At 64.8% G+C, this 20276-nt stretch carries 20 protein-coding genes; 8 read left to right on the top strand and 12 right to left on the bottom strand.

The annotated features are described in order from the left end of the window. Nucleotides 1–38: 38 nt before the first annotated feature. Nucleotides 39–350, top strand: a complete 312-nt coding sequence (gene ppnP, locus ACOABP_RS05845) for a pyrimidine/purine nucleoside phosphorylase (RefSeq protein WP_474227358.1) — start codon at nucleotides 39–41, stop codon at nucleotides 348–350. Between the two features lie 21 nt (nucleotides 351–371). Here the strand turns inward: ppnP and murB are convergent, their stop codons facing one another. Beyond that, the gene (gene murB / locus ACOABP_RS05840; RefSeq protein ID WP_474227357.1) at nucleotides 372–1382 is read right to left on the bottom strand and encodes a UDP-N-acetylmuramate dehydrogenase; all 1011 of its coding nucleotides are present in this window, start codon (nucleotides 1380–1382) and stop codon (nucleotides 372–374) included. A gap of 107 nt (nucleotides 1383–1489) precedes the next feature. Between murB and ACOABP_RS05835 the strand changes: the two genes are divergently transcribed. After that, entirely contained in the window at nucleotides 1490–1975 is a 486-nt protein-coding gene (locus tag ACOABP_RS05835; RefSeq protein WP_066732108.1) for a YajQ family cyclic di-GMP-binding protein, read from the top strand. Between the two features lie 129 nt (nucleotides 1976–2104). Here the strand turns inward: ACOABP_RS05835 and ACOABP_RS05830 are convergent, their stop codons facing one another. From ACOABP_RS05830 to ACOABP_RS05820, 3 genes are all read right to left on the bottom strand, one after another. Beyond that, entirely contained in the window at nucleotides 2105–2554 is a 450-nt protein-coding gene (locus tag ACOABP_RS05830; RefSeq protein ID WP_474227356.1) for a DUF192 domain-containing protein, read from the bottom strand. A gap of 150 nt (nucleotides 2555–2704) precedes the next feature. Beyond that, nucleotides 2705–2899, bottom strand: a complete 195-nt coding sequence (locus tag ACOABP_RS05825) for a hypothetical protein (protein WP_474227355.1) — start codon at nucleotides 2897–2899, stop codon at nucleotides 2705–2707. Between the two features lie 124 nt (nucleotides 2900–3023). Continuing rightward, nucleotides 3024–3635 carry a pseudouridine synthase gene (locus ACOABP_RS05820; protein WP_474227354.1) on the bottom strand — a complete coding sequence of 204 codons (612 nt, stop codon included), beginning with the start codon at nucleotides 3633–3635 and terminating at the stop codon, nucleotides 3024–3026. Nucleotides 3636–3904: 269 nt separating this feature from the next. On the opposite strand from ACOABP_RS05820, the gene icd reads away from it, so the two are divergent. Next, on the top strand, nucleotides 3905–5155 hold the full coding sequence (gene icd / locus ACOABP_RS05815) for an NADP-dependent isocitrate dehydrogenase (RefSeq protein ID WP_474227353.1): 1251 nt from the start codon (nucleotides 3905–3907) through the stop codon (nucleotides 5153–5155). Between the two features lie 102 nt (nucleotides 5156–5257). On the opposite strand, the gene ACOABP_RS05810 is transcribed toward icd, so the two are convergent. Continuing rightward, nucleotides 5258–6025 (bottom strand): carbonic anhydrase, encoded by a 768-nt coding sequence (locus tag ACOABP_RS05810; protein ID WP_474227352.1) that lies wholly within the window; start codon nucleotides 6023–6025, stop codon nucleotides 5258–5260. A 177-nt stretch (nucleotides 6026–6202) separates the two neighbouring features. Between ACOABP_RS05810 and ACOABP_RS05805 the strand changes: the two genes are divergently transcribed. After that, nucleotides 6203–6667, top strand: coding sequence for a VOC family protein (locus ACOABP_RS05805; protein WP_474227351.1), 465 nt, complete (start codon nucleotides 6203–6205; stop codon nucleotides 6665–6667). A 250-nt stretch (nucleotides 6668–6917) separates the two neighbouring features. Here ACOABP_RS05805 and ACOABP_RS05800 read toward each other — a convergent pair whose 3' ends face one another. Next, the gene (locus ACOABP_RS05800) at nucleotides 6918–7127 is read right to left on the bottom strand and encodes a cold-shock protein (RefSeq protein WP_215528467.1); all 210 of its coding nucleotides are present in this window, start codon (nucleotides 7125–7127) and stop codon (nucleotides 6918–6920) included. A gap of 586 nt (nucleotides 7128–7713) precedes the next feature. Between ACOABP_RS05800 and clpS the strand changes: the two genes are divergently transcribed. The 4 genes from clpS to ACOABP_RS05780 all read left to right on the top strand — a co-directional run bounded on the left by clpS (nucleotide 7714) and on the right by ACOABP_RS05780 (nucleotide 12418). After that, a complete protein-coding gene (gene clpS, locus ACOABP_RS05795) occupies nucleotides 7714–8040 on the top strand; it encodes an ATP-dependent Clp protease adapter ClpS (RefSeq protein ID WP_049815983.1) in 327 nt (108 codons plus the stop codon). Then, complete coding sequence (gene clpA, locus ACOABP_RS05790) at nucleotides 8037–10334, top strand: ATP-dependent Clp protease ATP-binding subunit ClpA (RefSeq protein WP_474227350.1); 2298 nt, start codon at nucleotides 8037–8039, stop codon at nucleotides 10332–10334. The genes clpS and clpA overlap by 4 nt, the downstream gene beginning before the upstream one ends. A gap of 220 nt (nucleotides 10335–10554) precedes the next feature. Then, entirely contained in the window at nucleotides 10555–11568 is a 1014-nt protein-coding gene (locus ACOABP_RS05785; protein WP_474227349.1) for a Bug family tripartite tricarboxylate transporter substrate binding protein, read from the top strand. A gap of 4 nt (nucleotides 11569–11572) precedes the next feature. Beyond that, nucleotides 11573–12418: a VOC family protein gene (locus ACOABP_RS05780; RefSeq protein ID WP_474227348.1), complete on the top strand. Its 846-nt coding sequence runs from the start codon at nucleotides 11573–11575 to the stop codon at nucleotides 12416–12418. Nucleotides 12419–12572: 154 nt separating this feature from the next. Here ACOABP_RS05780 and dut read toward each other — a convergent pair whose 3' ends face one another. The 6 genes from dut to ACOABP_RS05750 form a co-directional block, all read right to left on the bottom strand. After that, on the bottom strand, nucleotides 12573–13067 hold the full coding sequence (gene dut / locus ACOABP_RS05775) for a dUTP diphosphatase (protein ID WP_474227347.1): 495 nt from the start codon (nucleotides 13065–13067) through the stop codon (nucleotides 12573–12575). Nucleotides 13068–13174: 107 nt separating this feature from the next. Beyond that, on the bottom strand, nucleotides 13175–14194 hold the full coding sequence (locus tag ACOABP_RS05770) for an LLM class flavin-dependent oxidoreductase (RefSeq protein ID WP_474227346.1): 1020 nt from the start codon (nucleotides 14192–14194) through the stop codon (nucleotides 13175–13177). An 18-nt stretch (nucleotides 14195–14212) separates the two neighbouring features. Beyond that, nucleotides 14213–15412, bottom strand: a complete 1200-nt coding sequence (gene coaBC, locus ACOABP_RS05765) for a bifunctional phosphopantothenoylcysteine decarboxylase/phosphopantothenate--cysteine ligase CoaBC (protein ID WP_474227345.1) — start codon at nucleotides 15410–15412, stop codon at nucleotides 14213–14215. 133 nt (nucleotides 15413–15545) lie between these two features. Next, the gene (gene lspA / locus ACOABP_RS05760) at nucleotides 15546–16079 is read right to left on the bottom strand and encodes a signal peptidase II (RefSeq protein WP_066732085.1); all 534 of its coding nucleotides are present in this window, start codon (nucleotides 16077–16079) and stop codon (nucleotides 15546–15548) included. Beyond that, nucleotides 16079–18958, bottom strand: a complete 2880-nt coding sequence (ileS, locus tag ACOABP_RS05755; RefSeq protein WP_474227344.1) for an isoleucine--tRNA ligase — start codon at nucleotides 18956–18958, stop codon at nucleotides 16079–16081. Before ileS ends, lspA begins: the two co-directional genes overlap by 1 nt. Nucleotides 18959–19080: 122 nt before the next feature. Next, nucleotides 19081–20097, bottom strand: coding sequence for a bifunctional riboflavin kinase/FAD synthetase (locus tag ACOABP_RS05750; RefSeq protein WP_066732082.1), 1017 nt, complete (start codon nucleotides 20095–20097; stop codon nucleotides 19081–19083). Nucleotides 20098–20276: the final 179 nt, after the last annotated feature.

The raw sequence follows: 20276 nt of genomic DNA, 5'->3' as shown, positions 1-20276 counted from the left end.
TACGTCTTTACGAAACCGCAAGATCCGAGGAGATTGAGATGAGCCAGTTCGACAATGTATCGGTCGTCAAGAAGGCCAACCTGTATTTCGATGGCAAGTGCGTGAGCCACACCGTGCTGTTTGCCGATGGCACGCGCAAGACGCTGGGCGTGATCTTCCCGGCCGCGCTGACGTTCAGCACTGGCGCGCCGGAAGTCATGGAAATCAACGCGGGCAGCTGCCGCGTGCGCCTTGCCGGCTCGGAAGAGTGGAAGACCTACGATGCCGGCCAGCAGTTCGACGTGCCGGGCAACAGCAGCTTCGATATCGAAGTGACCGACACGCTGGACTACGTCTGCCACTTCAAGTGATGCGGGCGGTCGTGCCGGAACTCAGAGAATCACTGGTTCCGGCTCGATCCTGACGCCAAAGCGTGCCTGGACCGTATCCGCGATGCGGTTCGCCAGTTTCAGCAGCGCGGCGCCCGTGCCGCCGCCATGATGGACCAGCACCAGTGCCTGCTTGCCATAGACGCCCACCGGGCCGTCGTCCAGGCCCTTGAAGCCGCACTGGTCGATCAGCCAGCCCGCCGCCAGCTTGTAGCGGCCGTCGGGCTGCGGATAGCTGACCAGCGCCGGATGCTCTGCCAGCAGCGCATCGCGCTGCACCGATTCCACCACCGGATTCTTGAAGAACGATCCCGCATTGCCGATCTGTGCGGGGTCGGGCAGCTTGCGCGACCGGATGGCGATTACCGCGTCCCGCACCTGGGCTGCGCTGGGCGATGCAATGTCTTGCAGTTCGCGCGCCAGTTCGCCGTAGTTCAGCACCGGCTGCCAGTCCTTCGGGAGGCGCAGCGTCACGGCCGTGATGATGTAGCGGTCGCGGCCCTCGCGCTTGAACAGGCTGTCGCGGTAGCCGAACGCGCAGGCGTCCAGGTCGAGCGTGACGAATTCGCGTGCCTGCCGGTCGTAGGCGCGCAGCCGCGCAAAGCGGTCGCGCAATTCCACGCCATAGGCGCCAATGTTCTGGATCGGGGCGGCACCGGCGGTGCCCGGGATCAGGGCCAGGTTTTCCAGGCCCGGCCTGCCGTCGGCGACCGTGCGGCCCACCAGGTTGTGCCAGTTTTCACCGGCGCCGGCCGTCACGAGCCAGTCGGCGCCGTCTTCGGCGATGTCGTAGCCAGGGATCTCCATCAGCAGCACGCAGGCGTCGAGATCGCCCGTCAGCACGACGTTGCTGCCACCGCCGAGCACCACCACGGGCATCCCGGCCGCGCGCGGGTCGGACAGGGCCGAAACCAGGTCCGATTCGCTGCGAATATGCGCCGCAAGACGCGCGCGCGCATCGAACCCGAATGTATTGTGGGTGCGCAGGGGATAAAATTCGTAAAAATCTGCCATGAAGGACGGGGAAAGCACCCCGGACCGGGGCAGGCCAAGATTATACGTAACCGCATGGACCGGCCGCCGGGGCAAACGGCGAGCCGCGCAAGACCAGGAGAATCGATATGCCGTCGTTTGACGTAGTGTGTGAAGCCAATATGGTGGAAGTGAAGAACGCCGTGGAGCAGTCCAACAAGGAAATCTCCACGCGCTTCGACTTCAAGGGGTCCGATGCTCGCATCGAGCAGAAGGAAGGTGAACTGACCGCGTTTGCCGACGACGACTTCAAGCTCGATCAGGTCAAGGACGTGATGATCAACAAGATGGCCAAGCGCAACGTGGATGTGCGCTTCCTGGACTACGGCAAGGTAGAAAAGGTCAGCGGCGACAAGGTCAAGCAGGTCATCACGATCAAGAAGGGCGTGACCGGCGATCTGGCCAAGAAGATCGTGCGCATGATCAAGGACAGCAAGATCAAGGTGCAGGCCAGCATCCAGGGCGACGCCGTGCGCGTGTCGGGCACCAAGCGCGACGACCTGCAGTCGGTGATCGCGCTGCTGCGCAAGGACGTGAGCGACGCGCCCCTGGATTTCAACAACTTCCGCGACTAGGAAACACTGTCACCGGTTCTGGCGTCGTTGCGCGGCGTGGCCGTACCAGTTGTACGGTCCCCGGCGCGGGTCCAGCCAGAACCGCTTCGCTTTGACAGCGTTTGCTGGAAAGGCGGGCCGGGCAGGGGGCTATTGCCCCTGCCGCGCCTGCGGCAGTCCGCCGATCTTTGCGCCGGGCTTGATGCCCTTTTGCGCAAACCAGCCCTTGTTCATCTCCAGCGCATAGCGCACGGCCGCGCGCGGGCAGTGGTTGTCTTCGGTTTGCGGCTTCATGTCCTCGATGTTCACGATGCTGCCGTCATCGGCCAGGAAGGCGATCGACAGTGGCAGGTCCGTGTTGCGCATCCAGAAGCAGTGCCCGGCCTTTTCCTCGAACACGAACAGCATGCCGGCGTTGGCGGGCATCGACTTGCGGAACATCAGCCCGCGCTCGCGCGCTTCGGACGACGCAGCCACTTCGGCCTGGATGGCGTACATGCCGGCGGTCAGCGGGATGACGGGCAGCGCGGATTGCGCCTGGGCCAGGCTCGTCAGCGCGGCGGCGCCTACGGCCATCAGGGTCTTGAAGACGGAATGCATGGCGGATCTTGTCGTTGGAGGTCTTGCTGCAGGCGAGAGCATAGCGCAGCCATGCCGGCCGTGCCGGTGCGCCGGACATGAAAAAAGGCAGGTCGCATGGGCGCCTGCCTTTCTACAGACGCGCGGACACGGGCCCGCGCGCTAGCCGCCTTACTGGGCGGCCGGTGCCGAAGCTTCCGCCTTCTTGGCGTGGTGCTTGGTCGAGGAATGCTTGTGGTGGGTGGACTTCGCGGGCTTCGCGGCTTCCTTGGCGGCCGGCGCGGCTTCAGCAGCGGGAGCCGAAGCCTGGGCAAAAGCGCCGGTAGCGAACAGGCCAACAACCAGGGCAGCGATCAGTTTTTTCATTGCGAGTACCTCAGAGATGAATCCAGTATTTGGAAGGTTCGACGCGCGTAGACGTGTCACTCGCAAAAACGAGACGCCATCTTTTGCCGTTGACGTCATGTTTATCACTATTTGTAACTGCGTTTTACTGACGCCTGCGCACTTGTATTGCGTCACGAACATGTGAAGCCACGGCCGGAAGTCCCAGTGTGCGGACATCCGTCTCGCACCATTGCCCCGGAATCAGGCCAAGATCGGGCAGCGACAGCTTGCCGATGGCTACGCGGATCAGCCGAAGCGTGGGGTAGCCCACGGCGGCCGTCATCCTGCGCACCTGGCGGTTCTTGCCTTCGCGAATCTGAAGTTCGACCCACGTGGTGGGAATGGCCGCGCGATAGCGGATCGGCGGATCGCGGTCCCACAGCCAGTCGGGCGTGTCGACCACGCGCACGGCCGCCGGCAGCGTCGTGAAATCTCCAAGATCCACGCCCGCGCGCAGGCGGGCCAGTGCGGCGTCGTCGGGCACGCCTTCCACCTGTGCCAGATAGGTCTTGGTCAGCTTGTGCCTTGGATCGGCGATACGCGTCTGCAGCGCGCCATCGTCGGTCAGCAGCAGCAGGCCTTCGCTGTCGGCATCGAGGCGTCCGGCCGGATAGACGCCGGGCACGTCGACGCAATCGGCCAGCGTCGCCCGCGACGGATGCGCGGAGAACTGGCTCATCATCTGGAAGGGCTTGTTGAGGGCGATCAGGGTCATGGGCGCGCATTATCCACCAGTGCCGCCACGGCCTGCGCGCAAAGGTTGGCGCGTGATATCGCTTTATGCATAATATACGGATAGTCTTATGTCTTATATAAGACTGATGTGCGATCCTTGGTGCGGTGAGTGCGGGCGCCCAAGGTCATTGGCCGGTGTCACGTGACGGTGGCGAAACGCCCGTTACAATGCCTCGCACAACACAATCGCGTCGCTGGGCTCTGCGGCCTGGTGCCAGTCATCACCCCCATCCGCAGTTGGAGACGAAAATGTATCAGCACATCAAGGTGCCGGCAGGCGAGAAGATTACGGTCAACGCCGATTTCTCGCTGAACGTGCCGGACAACCCCATCATTCCGTATATCGAAGGTGACGGCACGGGTGTCGATATCACCCCGGTGATGCTGAAGGTGGTGGACGCTGCCGTGGCCAAGGCCTACGGCGGCCAGCGCAAGATCGCGTGGATGGAGGTCTTTGCCGGCGAGAAATCGACGCGTATCTATGGTCCGGATGTGTGGCTGCCCGACGAGACGCTCGACGTGGTCAAGGAATATGTGGTGTCGATCAAGGGCCCGCTGACCACGCCGGTCGGCGGCGGCATCCGGTCGCTGAACGTGGCGCTGCGCCAACAGCTCGATCTCTACGTGTGCCTGCGCCCGGTGCGCTATTTCAAGGGCGTGCCGTCGCCGGTGCGCGAGCCCGAAAAAACCAATATGGTGATCTTCCGCGAAAACTCGGAAGACATCTATGCAGGCATCGAGTGGGAGGCCGGCAGCGAGGGCGCGAAAAAGCTGATCGCCTTCCTGCAGGACGAAATGGGCGTCAAGAAGATCCGTTTCCCGGATACGTCGGCCGTTGGGGTGAAGCCCGTGTCGAAACAGGGCACGCAGCGGCTTGTGCGCAAGGCGATCCAGTATGCGATCGACAACGACAAGCCGTCGGTGACGCTGGTGCACAAGGGCAACATCATGAAATTCACCGAGGGTGGATTCCGTGACTGGGGCTACGAGCTGGCACAGGAAGAGTTTGGTGCCGAACTGGTCGATGGCGGCCCGTGGTGCAAGTTCAAGAACCCCAAGACCGGCCGCGATATCGTGATCAAGGACGTCATCGCCGATGCGTTCCTGCAGCAGGTGCTGCTGCGTCCGGCCGAATATTCCGTGATTGCCACGCTGAACCTGAACGGCGACTACATCTCCGACGCGCTTGCCGCGCAGGTGGGCGGCATCGGCATCGCGCCCGGCGCCAATATGTCCGACGAGGTGGCGATGTTCGAGGCTACGCACGGCACCGCGCCGAAGTACGCCGGCAAGGACTATGTGAATCCGGGCTCGGAGATCCTGTCCGCCGAAATGATGCTGCGGCACATGGGCTGGACCGAGGCCGCCGACCTGATCATCAATTCGATGGAAAAGTCGATCCAGTCGAAGAAGGTCACGTACGACTTCGCGCGCCTGCTGGAAGGCGCCACGCAGGTGTCGTGCTCGGGCTTTGGCCAGGTGATGATCGACAACATGTAAGGCTGGCAAACCAGACGGCAAACGCCCCGGCACCGCAAGGTGGCCGGGGCGTTTTTCGTTGGGTGCTCTGGTGCTCTGGTGCTTGGGTACGCTGGTTGGCCCTCAGTCGCCGGACAGCACCTCGCGGCCGTCCAGCGGCTGGACCGGCCGCGCGTTCATCGGATAGCGGGTGCGAAACGCGGCCAGCTGTTGCGGCGAGACCGTCAGCGGTTGCTTCATCACATACCACTGGACGTCCTCGGTGCAAGGCGGCGTGGTCAGGCTGCCCGGGAACGTGTAGTAGTTTTGCGATGTGGGCAGCAATCCTGCGATGTTGAGCCGGCCGGGAATCGGCACCGGCTGCGCACCTGGCCTGGGCAGCGTACGGAACAGCGTAGCCAGCTGCGGATTGGGTTTGCCCATCCGGAACATGACCGCGACCACGGCGACGACGCGGCCCTGGTTGTCCTGGTGGACAAAATGTGCCGACAGCGGATACGCCTTGCCGTGAAAGCGCGTTTCGCTGGGCGTGTGAAAGTGGAATTGCGCCAGCCGGTAGCTGCCGGCCGACGTTGCCAGCGTCTCGTCGCTGGTGGGGCGGACCTCGATCGTATGCCCGGTATTGGCGACCTTCGCCCGCGTGGGCCGATAGAGAAACGTCAGTGCCGGCAGGGGGGCCGGTGTCGCACCATCGATATCGAGCGGCGATTGCCGCTTGCCCGTGGCGCATTGGAAGAAGTCGGGGGCCAGTTCGCCCCAGTGGGAAGGGTCCGTGGCGCCTTCGTAGGACCAGGCATGGGCGTCGTGGCCCGATGGCTCGGCGCCGGTTGCACTGGCTGACGCCATGGCGATGGCGCCTGCGAATGCGGCAACCCGTAGCTTGTGTGTCATTTGGCGAAACTCCGATGGTCTAAAGCACCCACGCGCAACACGCGCGGGATGGCTCGGACCAGTCTAGAAAGCCGCCATCGATGCAGAAATCGCGCTCCTACGAAAGCGGCGCGCCGCTGGGAAGTTTCCTTGACGTGGACTACAACTTCAGCACGACACCGATGCCGGAGACCCGAAATGGAAGACCCGTTCAAGCGAGCCGCCCTGGGCGCGGCGGTCTATTACAAGGACCCGAAGTCCGCGCTGGACTGGCTCGAACGCGCGTTTGGATTCCAGCGCGTGATGGTGATCACCGACAAGGACGGAAACCTTGCGCATTCCGAAATGCGCTTCCGTGACAGCTACCTGATGGTGGGTAGCGAATGGGCGGACTACACGGCCAGCCCGGCGTCGGTGGGCGGCAAGAACACCCAGGCGGTCCACGTGCAACTGGCCGAAGGGCTCGACGCGCATTGCGAACGCGCTCGCGCAGCCGGGGCGCAGATCGTGCGCGAGCCCGAAGACCAGTTCTACGGCGATCGCGTCTATGCGGCGCGCGATCCAGAAGGCCATGTCTGGAGCTTTGGCCAGTCCGTACGCAAGGTCAGCCGGGAAGAGGCCGAGGACGTATCGGGTCTCAGGATCGACGGCTGGTCGGAATAGCGTCCGGCGCAGACAGCGCCGGGGATGCGGCAGGCGGACGACGACGAACGCAAACGCTGAAAACAGAAACGCCCGGCACATGGTTCACATGGGCCGGGCGTCTTGCCGGATGCTTGGCGTACGCGCTTGGCGCGTGCCCCGGGCTGGCATGCCAGCCGTGGCACAGGATCCCGTTCCGAAGGGAGCATGCCCCCTTCACATCCGCATTGGCCGACGCTGCTCTGTATGGCGCGTTCGGCCGCGGCGCACTTTACTGGGCGGCGTCCTGGATGTTCGTGGCTTGCTTGCCCTTCGGGCCTTGCACCACCTCGAACGAAACGCGCTGGCCTTCCTTCAGCGTCTTGAAGCCCGACATCTGGATTGCCGAAAAGTGCGCAAACAGTTCTTCCTCGCCATCGTCCGGCTTGATAAAACCGAAACCCTTGGCGTCATTGAACCATTTGACGATACCGCTTGCCATAAACTCCCCCAACGAAAAAGCTGATTTCAAGCGGGGAAACCAATGGCCAGCTGAAAACCACCCTGGCGGGCTCAGGCATGCCGCTCCTGACGGATCGGCTGCGAAAAGCGCCGCGCAAATGAAATTCGCGTGGACAGCCGCCGCGTCCGCCCGGAAACGAAACCGCCTCCGGAAACGAACTGCAAATGGCTGACCTACGCCGGTCGTGGGCCTCCCTGCTCACGGATACATCCGATCTGGACTTTTTGCTTGGCTCGCTGACCAGGCCCGGATGTGCAAACGATTTTTCTGTCAAACCTACATACTGTCAAGCTGGCAGATTCCCCACTCGGCGTGGGGTGTGGCGGGATTGAAACGGCTCGGGATGGTACCTTTGTCGCCGTGGTGCATGGAATTTTGAAAACGCCGCCTGGCGGCCGGCCCGATGCCCCGGCAGGGGTCGGCGGGCACGTACCATGCACCGTGAACGTGCGCGAGGCGCCCTTTGTGCGGTAGCCCACGCTAGGATTTTTCCGAAGGGCTGCCCTTGAATACCGGGTCAGTTCCCCAAATTGCAGACTTGTGAGTAAGAGTTAGAATAAAAGCCATGGCGACACGGCTGGCGAACACCCCCCAACGCGAAGCAGGCACAGTCATCGAGCGGAAAGAGCAGCAGCTCAAGCCGCCGGCGATGTACAAGGTGCTCCTGCTCAATGACGACTACACTCCGATGGAGTTTGTCGTGATGATCCTGCAGCAGTATTTCAGCAGGGACCGGGAAACGGCGACGCAGATCATGCTCACCGTCCACCGGGAAGGCAAAGGCGTTTGTGGTATCTACACGCGGGATATTGCGGCGACCAAGGTCGAGCTTGTATCAACCCATGCGCGGCAGGCGGGCCACCCCCTGCAGTGCGTGATGGAGGAAGCATGATTGCGCAAGAATTGGAAGTAAGTCTGCACATGGCCTTTGTCGAGGCTCGCCAGGCGCGCCACGAGTTCATTACCGTGGAACACCTGTTGCAGGCGTTGCTCGACAACCCCACAGCAGCCGAAGTGCTGCGCGCGTGCGCGGCCAATATCGAGGACTTGCGCACCAGTCTGAAGAATTTCATCGCAGACAACACGCCTGTCGTGCCAGGCACCGACGAAGTGGACACGCAGCCCACACTGGGCTTCCAGCGTGTGATCCAGCGCGCCATCATGCACGTGCAGTCGACGTCGAATGGCAAGAAGGAGGTGACCGGCGCCAACGTGCTGGTGGCCATCTTCGGCGAAAAGGATTCCCACGCGGTGTACTACCTGCAGCAGCAGGGCGTGACGCGCCTGGACGTGGTCAACTTCATCAGCCACGGCATCCGCAAGGACCAGGCCGAACCGGCCAAGCACGGCGAGGGCAACCCCGAAGGCGAGGGCGGTGACGGCAAGGAAAGTCCGCTCGAGCAATACACCCAGAACCTGAATGCGCTCGCCAAGGCCGGCAAGATCGATCCGCTGATCGGCCGCGACAGCGAGGTGGAGCGCGTGGTGCAGGTACTGTGCCGCCGGCGCAAGAACAACCCGCTGCTGGTGGGCGAGGCTGGCGTTGGCAAGACCGCCATCGCGGAAGGTCTGGCCTGGCGCATCACCAAGAACGAAGTGCCCGATATCCTGGAAAAGGCTACCGTGTACTCGCTCGACATGGGCGCGCTGCTGGCCGGCACGAAGTACCGCGGTGATTTCGAGCAGCGCCTGAAGGGCGTGCTGAAGTCGCTCAAGGACAATCCGCACGCGATCCTGTTCATCGACGAAATCCACACGCTGATCGGCGCGGGCGCCGCATCGGGCGGCACGCTGGACGCCAGCAACCTGCTCAAGCCGGCGCTGTCGTCGGGCCAGCTCAAGTGCGTGGGTGCCACCACGTTCACGGAATATCGCGGCATTTTCGAGAAAGATGCGGCCCTGTCGCGTCGTTTCCAGAAGATCGACGTGGTCGAGCCGTCGGTGGACCAGACCGTGCAGATCCTGCGTGGGCTGAAGTCGCGCTTCGAGGAGCACCATGGCGTCAAGTACGCGGCTTCGGCGCTGACCGCCGCCGCCGAACTGTCCGCCCGCTTCATCACCGACCGTCATCTGCCTGACAAGGCGATCGATGTGATTGACGAGGCAGGTGCTGCCCAGCGCATCCTGCCGAAGTCGAAGCAGAAGAAGACCATTGGCAAGGGCGAGATCGAGGACATCGTGTCGCGCATTGCCCGCATCCCGCCGCAGAGCGTGAACCAGGACGACCGCAGCAAGCTGCAGACGCTGGAACGCGACCTGAAGTCGGTGGTGTTCGGCCAGGACCCGGCCATCGAGGCGCTGGCATCGGCGATCAAGATGTCGCGCGCCGGCCTGGGCAAGACCGACAAGCCGATCGGCTCGTTCCTGTTCTCGGGCCCCACAGGCGTGGGCAAGACCGAAGTCGCCAAGCAGCTCGCGTTCATCATGGGCATCGAACTGCTGCGCTTCGACATGTCCGAATACATGGAACGCCATGCGGTCAGCCGCCTGATTGGCGCGCCGCCGGGCTATGTCGGGTTTGACCAGGGTGGCCTGCTGACCGAGGCCGTCACCAAGAAGCCGCATTGCGTGCTGCTGCTCGATGAGATCGAGAAGGCACATCCGGATATCTTCAATATCCTGCTGCAGGTGATGGACCACGGTTCGCTGACCGACAACAACGGCCGTCGTGCCGACTTCCGCAACGTGATCATCATCATGACCACCAACGCGGGGGCCGAGACGATGAACCGCGCCACGATCGGTTTCACCACGGCGCGCGAGCAGGGCGACGAGATGGCCGACATCAAGCGCATGTTCACGCCGGAGTTCCGCAACCGCCTGGATGCGACCATCAGCTTCCGTGCGCTGGACGAGGAAATCATCCTGCGCGTGGTGGACAAGTTCCTGATGCAGCTGGAAGAGCAGCTCCACGAGAAGAAGGTGGAAGCCAGCTTCTCGGAAAAGCTGCGCAAGTACCTGGCGAAGAAGGGTTTCGATCCACTGATGGGCGCACGTCCGATGCAGCGCCTGATCCAGGACATGATCCGCAAGGCACTGGCGGACGAGCTGCTGTTCGGCAAGCTGGTCACCGGCGGCAAGGTGGCCGTGGATCTGGACGACGAGAACCAGATCAAGCTGACGTTCTCGGAAGCCGATCCGGAGCCGCCCGAGGCGCCGGAAAGCGAGCAGCGGGCGGAAGTCTGAGCGCTGCTGTCGCGCAACGCCGCAACATGGAAATGGCCGGGTTCGTCCCGGCCATTTTTTTGGCCGGCTTGCGGCGGATCGTGGTGCGATTGTTCCATTTCTGGGCGATCAGCGAAGGGTACTCCTGCAAGTTGCGCGATCATCGGGCAAAATACGCGGCGGCGGCATGCCGCCCTTTTCCTGATTCCGCGGCCGTCTGGCCGCCCAGCCCGAGTCTCTGATGTCTTCTCCCGACCGCATGCGGCTGCGCCGCCTGCTGCTCAAGTCCCTGCCGATGAGCGCCATGCCCGTGGCGTCACTCGCCGGCCTCGCCCAGGTTTCCCATGCTGCCGAGCCGTCGGCAACCAGCCGGCCGATTTCGATGGTCCTGCCGTTCCCGCCCGGGGGCAGCGTGGATATCGTGGCCCGGCAATTGCAGCCGGGACTGAAGACGAGCCTGGGGCAGACCGTGGTGGTGGACAACAAGCCCGGCGCCGGCGGCCTGATCGCCAGCAGTACCGTGGCCCGCGCCAAGCCGGACGGCAATACGCTGCTGATGGCGTTCGACACGCATGCCATCAACCCGTTTGCGTACAAGAACCTGCCGTACGACACGTTCAAGGATTTCACGCCGATCACGCAACTGGTGCGCTTCCCGCTTGTTATCGCCGCTAACCCAGCGCTATCGGCGTCGAACGTGCGCGAATTGATCGAGTTGGCGAAGTCCAGCCCGAATGGTGTGCGCTATGCGTCGTCGGGCATCGGCAGCCTGAACCAGCTGGCCGCCGAAGCGCTGGCGACCGAAGCCGGCGTGCATTTCCTGCACGTGCCCTACAAGGGCGGCGGCCCGGCCGTGCAGGCCGTGCTGGCCGGCGAGGTGGACCTGTTCTTCAGCAGCTACGCGGCCGTGCAGGCTCACGTCGCCGCCAAGACGATCAAGGTGCTTGGCGTCACCGGCACCAGCCGCATCAAGCAGATGCCCCAGGTGCCGACCGTGGCCGAGCAAGGCTACAAGGGTTTCGAGGCCTATTCGTGGATCGGTGTTTTCGGTCCCGCGCATATGCAACAGGACACCGTGATGCGGCTGCACGATGCGCTGGGCGCGTCGATCAGGCAGCCCCGGGTGGTGGAAGCGCTGACGGCCCAGGGGTTCGAGATCGCCGTGGGTTCGCCGGCCGACCTGGGCAACCTGGTGCGCCACGAACACGACAAGTGGCAGGCCGTGGCCCGCAAGGCCAACATCCAGTTCGACTGATCCCATGCAGACGTTGCCCGAACCGTTCGACCACGCGGTCATCGTGTGCGCGGACCTGGATGCCGCTGCCGACCGTTGGCGCGCACTCGGTTTCACGCTGACGCCCCGCGGCTATCACACGCTGGGATCGCAAAACCACTGCATCATGCTGGCGCGCGACTACCTGGAACTGCTGCACGTGACGGCGCCCAGCCCGAGTCGCCAGTATTATTGGGATGCCCAGCAGCGCGGCGGCGGATGTGCGGCCATGTCGTGCAAGAGCAGCGATGCGTTTGCCACGGCCGACCGGTTGCGTGCTGCCGGACTACAGCCCTCGGACCCGATCGAATTCTCGCGCCCGGTGCGCCTTGACGATGGCTCCGAGCACCCGGCCACATTCCGCGTGACCGCGCTGGACCAGGCGCCGGGCGCCCGCTACTTCGTTTGCGAGCATCGCACGCCCGAACTGCTGTGGCGGCCGGAATGGCTGACGCACGCCAATGGCGCAACGGCGATTGCGGCGACGTATCTGGTGGTGGAAGCGGGGCAGGTGGCGGCAACGGCCCAAGCCTATGCCACGCTGACGGGCGCGTCGATTGCACGCGCCACTGGCGAAACGGCGATGCTTGACATCGATGGCGCATCGTTCGTGGTCACCGCGCCGCAGGCGCTGGCCGATGCTGCCGACGTGCCGGGGCTGCGGCACGGGGCGACGGGCTATGCGGCGATCCGGCTTGCAACCAGCGATCTGGAAAAGGCCCGTACGTACTGGCGGGCCAATGGGGTGCAGGCCAACGACCTGTCGCCGTCGATCACGCTGATCCCGGCCGAACAGGCCAACGGCGTGGCGCTGGTCTTCGAGCAGCGCTGAGAAAATGCGGTTCCCCTCTCCCGCGTGCGGGAGAGGGGTAAGGGAAGAGGGCGGTTCAACTTGCGACTTGTCGCTGGTTCAACCTCAATGCCCTCTCCCCCGACTCTTCTCCCATTGCATGGGAGAGGAGCGACACCCGGCCTCGGTTCCGGCGTTACGCCTTCGCGTGCGCCACGCCGGTCGAGCCGAAACCTCCGGCGCCACGCACCGAATCCTCCGAAAACGCTTCCACCGTCGCGAACACCGGGCGCAGCACCGGCACGAACATCATCTGGGCGATACGCTCGCCGGGCTGGATCACGATCGGCTCGGTGCCGGGTGCGTTGCGGTTCCACACGCTGACCATGATCTGGCCCTGGTAGTCGGCGTCGATCACGCCGATCGAGTTGCCCAGCACCAGGCCCTTCTTGTGGCCCAGGCCCGAGCGCGGCACGATCGTCGCGCACATGAACGGGTTGGCCATATGCACCGCGAAGCCGGCCGGCACCAGTTGTGCCGGCGTGCCGGGTTCGATGGTCACCGGGCCGTCCACGCAGGCGTGCAGGTCGATGGCGGCGGCCATGTCGCTCTGGTAGGCGGGCAGGCCCCAGTCGTTCAGGCGGGCGTCGAGCACCTTGATCTCGACAGTCGGATTGGCGGCTACGGTCATGGATTCGGATTCGTTCGATGGGACAAAGGCGGCATGATACCGCGCCGCCCGCCCCTATCCGCCACTTCGATTCGCCATACGGCGTGGCGCTTCCGCGCCGGCGCCGATCAGCCTTGCAGGTCGAAGGCCTCGGCCAGCAGTTCGTACGTGCGCATGCGCGCCTGGTACGACGCCGTCACGCTCAGCACCACCAGTTCGTCTGCCGCGAAGCGGTCCTTCAGCGCCAGCATGCGCTCGGCCACCTGCGCGGGCGTGCCGCAGATCGTGCGGGGCCGCTCGCGTTCGATGATCAGGCGGTCGCGCTCGGTGGGCGTGAAATCGGCGGCCTGGGCCAGCGACGGGATCGGTGCGTTGACGCCATAGGCCATCTGCAGCCGGCGGATGTCGACGGCGCGCTCCAGCGCCGACGCCTCGGCCTCGGTATCGGCGCAGATCACGAACACCGCTGCGGCGCTGTACGGCTTGTCTTCATAGCCGGGCTCGAAATCCTCGCGGTACTGCCGCGCCACCATGTCGCCGCCGTGCGCATTGATGAAATGCGCGAAGGCAAACCGCAGGCCAAGCCGCGCCGCCAGCGCTCCGCCGAAATCACTGGAACCCAGCACCCATATCTCGGGCTGGGTGTCGATGGCCGGTTGCAGCAGCACGCCCTCGGCCAGATGGTCGGGCGGCACCTCGCCGCGCAGCAGGAACGACAGGTCCTGCACCTGCTGCGGAAACTGGTCGCCCCGGTTGTACTGGCCCATCGCCACGGCCTGCGCCGTGCGCATGTCGCCGCCCGGGGCGCGGCCCACGCCAAGGTCGATCCGGTTCGGGAACAGCGCTTCGAGCATGCGGAACTGCTCGGCCACCTTGAACGGGCTGTAGTAGGGCAGCATCACGCCGCCAGACCCCAGGCGGATGCGCATGGTCACACTGCCCAGCCGCGCCAGCATGACTTCGGGCGCCGGGTTGCACACGCCTTGCAGGCCGTGGTGCTCGGCGCACCAGTATCGGGTAAAGCCGAGGCTGTCGGCCATCTGGGCCAGATCGACCGTGGCGGCCAGGGCGTCGCGGGCCGTATGGCCGTGGATGACCGGACTCTGGTCCAGCACGGACAGGCGCAGGGTAGGACGGGTAGGGCTCATGACTTGGGTGCGGCGGTGTTACACGGACTTGCGCGGCAGGCGCTGACCGATGGCGGCCACCAGTTCGCGCGCCAGCGACAGCTTGTCGGCACGCGGTAGGCGCGTCATGCCGTCGGCATCGAACAGCACGATCTCGTTGTCGTCGAGACCGAAGGTATGGTGGCCGATATTGCCCACCAGCAGCGGCACGCCCTTGCGCTGGCGCTTCTGCTCGCCGTACTGCTCCAGGTTCTCGCTTTCGGCCGCGAAGCCCACGCAGTAGGGGGCATCGGCACGCGCCGCCACGGCGGCAAGGATGTCGGGGTTCTGCACGAACTGCAGCGTCGGCGTGTCGGTGTCGTTGGCCTTTTTCAGCTTCTGCCGGGCCACCTCGGCCGGGCGCCAGTCGGCCACGGCGGCCACGGCGACGAACACATCGACATCGCGCAGCTGCGCCATCACGGCATCGTGCATCTGCTGGGCGCTGCGGATATCGGTACGCGTCACGCCGCGCGGCGTGGGCAGTGAAGTGGGGCCGGCCACCAGCAGCACGTCGGCACCGGCCTCGCGCGCCGCACGGGCGATCGAAAAGCCCATCTTGCCCGACGACAGGTTGGTGATGCCGCGCACCGGGTCGATGGCCTCGAAGGTCGGGCCGGCGGTAATCAGCACCCGCTTGCCCTGCAGCGGCTTGGGCTGGAAGAACGCGATCAGGTCTTCCACAAGCTCCTCGGGCTCCAGCATCCGGCCGTCGCCAATTTCGCCGCAGGCCTGGTCGCCGGTGCCGGGGCCCAGGATCGTCACGCCATCGGCGCGCAGCTGGGCGGCATTGCGTTGGGTCGGCGCGGCGGCCCACATCTGGCGGTTCATGGCCGGAGCTACCAGCAGCGGGCACTCGCGCGCGATGCACAGCGTGGTCAGCAGGTCGTCGCAGAGGCCGTTGGCAACCTTGGCAAGGAAATCGGTGGAAGCGGGGGCGATCAGGATGGCGTCGGCCTCGCGCGAGAGGTCGATATGCGCCATGTTGTTGTCGATGCGCGCGTCCCATTGCGACAGGAACACCGGGCGCCCGGACAGCGCCTGCATCGTGACCGGCGTGATGAAGTGCGTTGCCGCCTCGGTCATTGCCACCTGCACGGTGGCACCGGCCTTGGTCAGCAGCCGTACCAGTTCGGCCGACTTGTAGCAGGCGATGCCGCCGGTCAGGCCAAGGACAATGTGCTTGCCGCGCAAATCCATGGGAAAGGCTCTTGGAGAGGAACTGAGTTCCGCATGATACCGCTGGCGCGCCCGGCGTGCCGGGGCCGATCGCGGGCGAAAAAAATGCCCCTGCGGGCAGGGGCATTCTTGCGGTGCATCGCGCGGATCGGCCTCAGTGCCGCCGCACCCGCCGCAATTCGTCCACGATGAGCAGGATCGCGCCCAGCGTAATCGCGCAATCGGCCACGTTGAAGGCCGGGAAATGGGTGTTGCGCCAGTGGAAGTCCAGGAAATCGATCACATGGCCATGGATTACGCGGTCCACCACATTGCCCACGGCGCCGCCCAGGATCAGCGACACGGCCAGGCAGAACATCTTCTGGCCCGTGTGGCGATACAGCAGCCAGATGATGAAGCCGCCCACCACCACGCCCAGCAGCGTGAAGAACCAGCGCTGCCAGCCGCCGGCATCAGCCAGGAAGCTGAACGCCGCGCCCTTGTTGTAGACCAGCACCAGGTTGAAGAAGCTGGTGACGGGGCGCGATTCCGCATACTGGAACGAGCGCGAGATCACGATCTTGAAGAACTGGTCGATCATGACCACCAGCAGCGCGAAGGCCATCCACAGCCACGGCGTGACGTTGGCGCTGGCCTTGCTCTTGCTGCGCGCCGCCGGGCGCGAGGAACGGGTCGAGGACGATGCCATCAGGCGTGGCTCCTGTGCTCACCGGCGCCGAACAGGTTGCTGTCGCAGCGGCCGCAAAGGGTGGGATGCGCGGGGTTGTGGCCCACGTCGGCACGGTAATGCCAGCAGCGCTCGCACTTGGCGTGCTGCGACGGCGTGACCGTCACCAGCAGGTCGCCGCCTTCGGGCGCCGGCGTGACCTTGGCCGCCGACGTCAGCAGCACGAAGCGCAGGTCGTCGGACAGGCTCTGCAGCGCGGCCAGCACCGGGCCGCCCGCCGCGATCGTGACCTCGGCCTGCAGCGACGAACCGATGTCGCCTTCCACGCGCACGGCTTCCAGCTGGCGCGTGACTTCGGCTCGCACCGCACGGATTTCGTGCCACTTCTGCAGCAGGTCGTCGGCTTCGCTGACCGGCGGCAGATCGTAGTACGTGCTCGTGAAGATGGTGTCGGTGTGCTCGGTGCCGTGCGCGAACACCTGCCAGGCTTCCTCGGCCGTGAACGACAGGAACGGCGCCATCCAGTGCAGCATGGCCTGGGTGATGTGATACAGCGCGTTCTGCGCGGCGCGGCGTGCCTGCGAGTCCGCCGCCGTGGTGTACAGGCGGTCCTTCAGCACGTCGAGATAGAAGCCGCCCAGGTCTTCGGAGCAGAACGTCTGCAGCTTGGCAACCACCGGGTGGAACTCGTACGCCTGGTAGTGCGACAGCACTTCCTTCTGCAGGCGGTCGGTCAGCGCCACGGCGTAGCGGTCGATTTCCAGCCATTCCGACGCTGGCAGCGCGTGCTTCGCGTGGTCGTAGTCGGTCAGGTTTGCCAGCAGGAAGCGCAGCGTGTTGCGGATGCGGCGGTAGCCTTCCACCACGCGCTTGAGGATTTCTTCCGAGATCGACAGCTCGCCCGAGTAGTCGGTCGATGCCACCCACAGGCGGATGATTTCCGCGCCCATCTTGTTCGAGATGTCCTGCGGCGCCACCGTGTTGCCCACCGACTTCGACATCTTGCGGCCTTCGCCGTCCACCGTGAAGCCGTGCGTCAACAGCGCCTTGTAGGGCGGCTTGCCGTACAGCATCGAGGCGGTCAGCAGCGACGAATGGAACCAGCCGCGGTGCTGGTCCGAGCCTTCCAGGTACAGGTCGGCCAGGCGCCCCTCGGGTGTATCGGCCGACGGATCGTAGAGTTCGTCGCGATGCGAGCCGCGGATGACGGTCCAGTGCGTCGTGCCGGAATCGAACCAGACGTCCAGCGTGTCGCGGTTCTTCTCATAGGACGCGGCTTCGTCGCCCAGCAGGTCCTTCGGGTCCAGCGTCTGCCAGGCCTCGATGCCGTGCTGTTCCACACGCTTTGCCACTTCCTCCAGCAGCTCCGGCGTACGCGGATGCAGTGCGCCGGTTTCCTTGTGGACGAAGAACGCCATCGGCACGCCCCATTGGCGCTGGCGCGACAGCGTCCAGTCCGGGCGGTTGGCGATCATGTTGTGCAGGCGCTGCTTGCCCCACGACGGGTAGAACTCGGTCGCCTCGATACCGGCAAGAGCGGTTTCGCGCAGCGTCGGGCCGTTGTCGACCGGATCGACGTCCATGCCTGCGAACCACTGCGACGTGGCGCGGTAGATGATCGGCGTCTTGTGACGCCAGCAGTGCATGTAGCTGTGCTCGTACTTGTGCGAGTTGAACAGGTTGCCCGACTCACGTAGTACTTCGACGATTTTCGGGTTCGCGTCCCAGATCGACAGGCCGCCGAACAGCGGCAGCGTGCTGGCATAGACGCCATCGCCCATCACCGGGCTGATGATTTCCGAATCCGGCATGCCGTGCGCCTTGCACGACTGGAAATCCTCCACGCCGTAGGCCGGCGCCGAGTGGACGATGCCGGTACCGGTGTCGGTCGTGACGTAGTCGCCCAGGTACACCGGCGACGTGCGCGCATAGCCGGCGTCCATCTTCGCCAGCGGATGGTGGAAGCGCACCTCGGTCAGCGCATCGCCGCGCGCGGTGGCGACGATCTGGCCTTCCAGCGCGTAGGTCTTCAGCTGTTCCTCGACGCGGTCCTTCGCCAGGATCAGGAAGCCGCGCGGCGTGTCGACCAGCGCGTATTCCACTTCCGGATGCATGTTCAGCGCCTGGTTGGACGGGATCGTCCACGGCGTGGTGGTCCAGATCACGATCCAGCCCGGCTTGCCTTCCAGCTGGGCCAGCGGCACGTGGAATGCGTGGGCGATCTTGTCGGTCTCCGCAAACGGGAAGCCCACGTCGATCGACAGGTCGACCTTGTCCTTGTATTCGACTTCCGCTTCGGCCAGTGCCGAGCCGCAGTCGAAGCACCAGTTCACCGGTTTCAGGCCGCGGAACACATAGCCCTTTTCCATGATCTTGCCCAGCGCACGCAGCTCGTCGGCCTCGTTGCTGAAGTTCATGGTCAGGTACGGATTGTCCCAGTCGCCAAGCACGCCCAGGCGCTCGAAATCCTTCTTCTGGCGGGCGATCTGCTCGGTGGCGTAGGCGCGCGCCTTGGCCTGGACTTCCTGCACGGGCAGTCCCTTGCCGAACTGCTTCTCGATCTGGATCTCGATCGGCATGCCGTGGCAGTCCCAGCCCGGCACGTAGACGGCGTCCAGGCCGGTCAGGCCGCGCGCCTTGATGATCATGTCCTTCAGGACCTTGTTCACCGCATGGCCGATGTGGATATCGCCGTTGGCGTACGGGGGGCCGTCATGCAGCACGAACTTCTTCGCACCCTTGCGCGCGGCGCGGATCTTCTTGTAGAGCTGCTTGTCCTGCCATTGCTTGACCCACAGCGGCTCGCGCTTCGGCAGGTCGCCGCGCATCGGGAACGGGGTATCCAGCAGGTTGACCGGATACTTGCTTTTTTCGGGCTTGGCGCGTTTGTCGTCGGACATGGTTGATTCTCGGGGCAATTCGTTTGGGCGCGGACCGGTGGATGACCGCCGCGCGCGTGTCATTTCGGGGCAAGGCAGGGCGGGTCCCGGCGGCGCGCCTGCATGGGGCGCGCTGCCGGCCGCTAGCTAATTCGGTCGGTGGCGGAGGTGGCGAAGTCGCGCCGGTCGCCGGCCTTGCCGGCGGGATCGGCCGGATCGGCTGGGTTGGCTGCCTCCAGGCCGAAGAACGCACGCGCTTCGCGGGCATCCTTGGCGATGGCCTCGGTCAGTGCCTCCAGCGTGTGAAAGCGCTCTTCGTCGCGCAGCTTCTTCATGAATTCCACGCGCACCAGCTTGCCGTACAGGTTCGCGTTGAAGTCGAACAGATGCACTTCAAGCAGTACGCGGCCGGCGTCCTCCACGGTCGGGCGCACGCCGATGCTCGCCACGCCTGGCAGCGGGTGGTCGGCAATGCCGTGTACCTGCACCACGAAGATGCCGTTCACGGCCGGACGCTTGTGCGTGATCCGCAGGTTCAGCGTCGGGAAGCCCAGGTTGCGGCCCAGCTTGCGGCCGTGGATCACGTGGCCGCTGATGGCATAGCCGTGGCCCAGCAGCCGGCGCGCATGTTCCAGGTCGCCATCGGCCAGCGCCTGGCGCACGGCCGAACTCGAAATGCGGATGCCGCCTTCGGAGACCGAGCCCATCTGCTCCACATCGAAGCCAAACTCGCGGCCGGCCTGCTGCAGGTAGCCGAAATCGCCGGCGCGCTTGGCGCCAAAGCGGAAATCGTCGCCCACCAGCACCCAGCGCGCGTGCAGGCCGTGCCAGAGCACGTTCTCGACGAACTGCTGCGGCGACTGGGCGGCAAAATGGGCGTTGAAGTGTTCCACCACCACGCGGTCCACGCCGTTGCGGCGCAGCGCATCGAGCTTGTCGCGCAGCAGGGCAATGCGGGTGGGGGCGTGCTCGGGCGCAAAGAATTCGCGCGGATGCGGCTCGAACGTCATGACGCACAACGGCAGGCCGCGTGCATCGGCAGCCGCGCGGGCGCGCGCGAGCAGCGACTGGTGGCCGCGATGCACACCGTCGAAATTGCCGATGGTGAGCGCGCAGGGCGCCCGGCTTTCGGCGTTGGGCAGGCCGCGGAAGACTTTCACGAGGACGGCGGACGAGCTTTTCAGGGAAAGCGAGCATTATAAGGCGAATGGCCCCGTGTGCCGCCGGATTGCCTGTTTTGGCGGCACCGGCCTTGTGCCGTTGTATGCAAGCTGCCCACAAATGGCGAATTTGTGGGCCTATCCGCCACTCCACGATGGCGCAGCGCCGCAAAAGGCGG

This window comes from Cupriavidus sp. HE11 (genome assembly GCF_056097175.1).
This window is presented reverse-complemented; position numbering and strand designations above follow the sequence as displayed.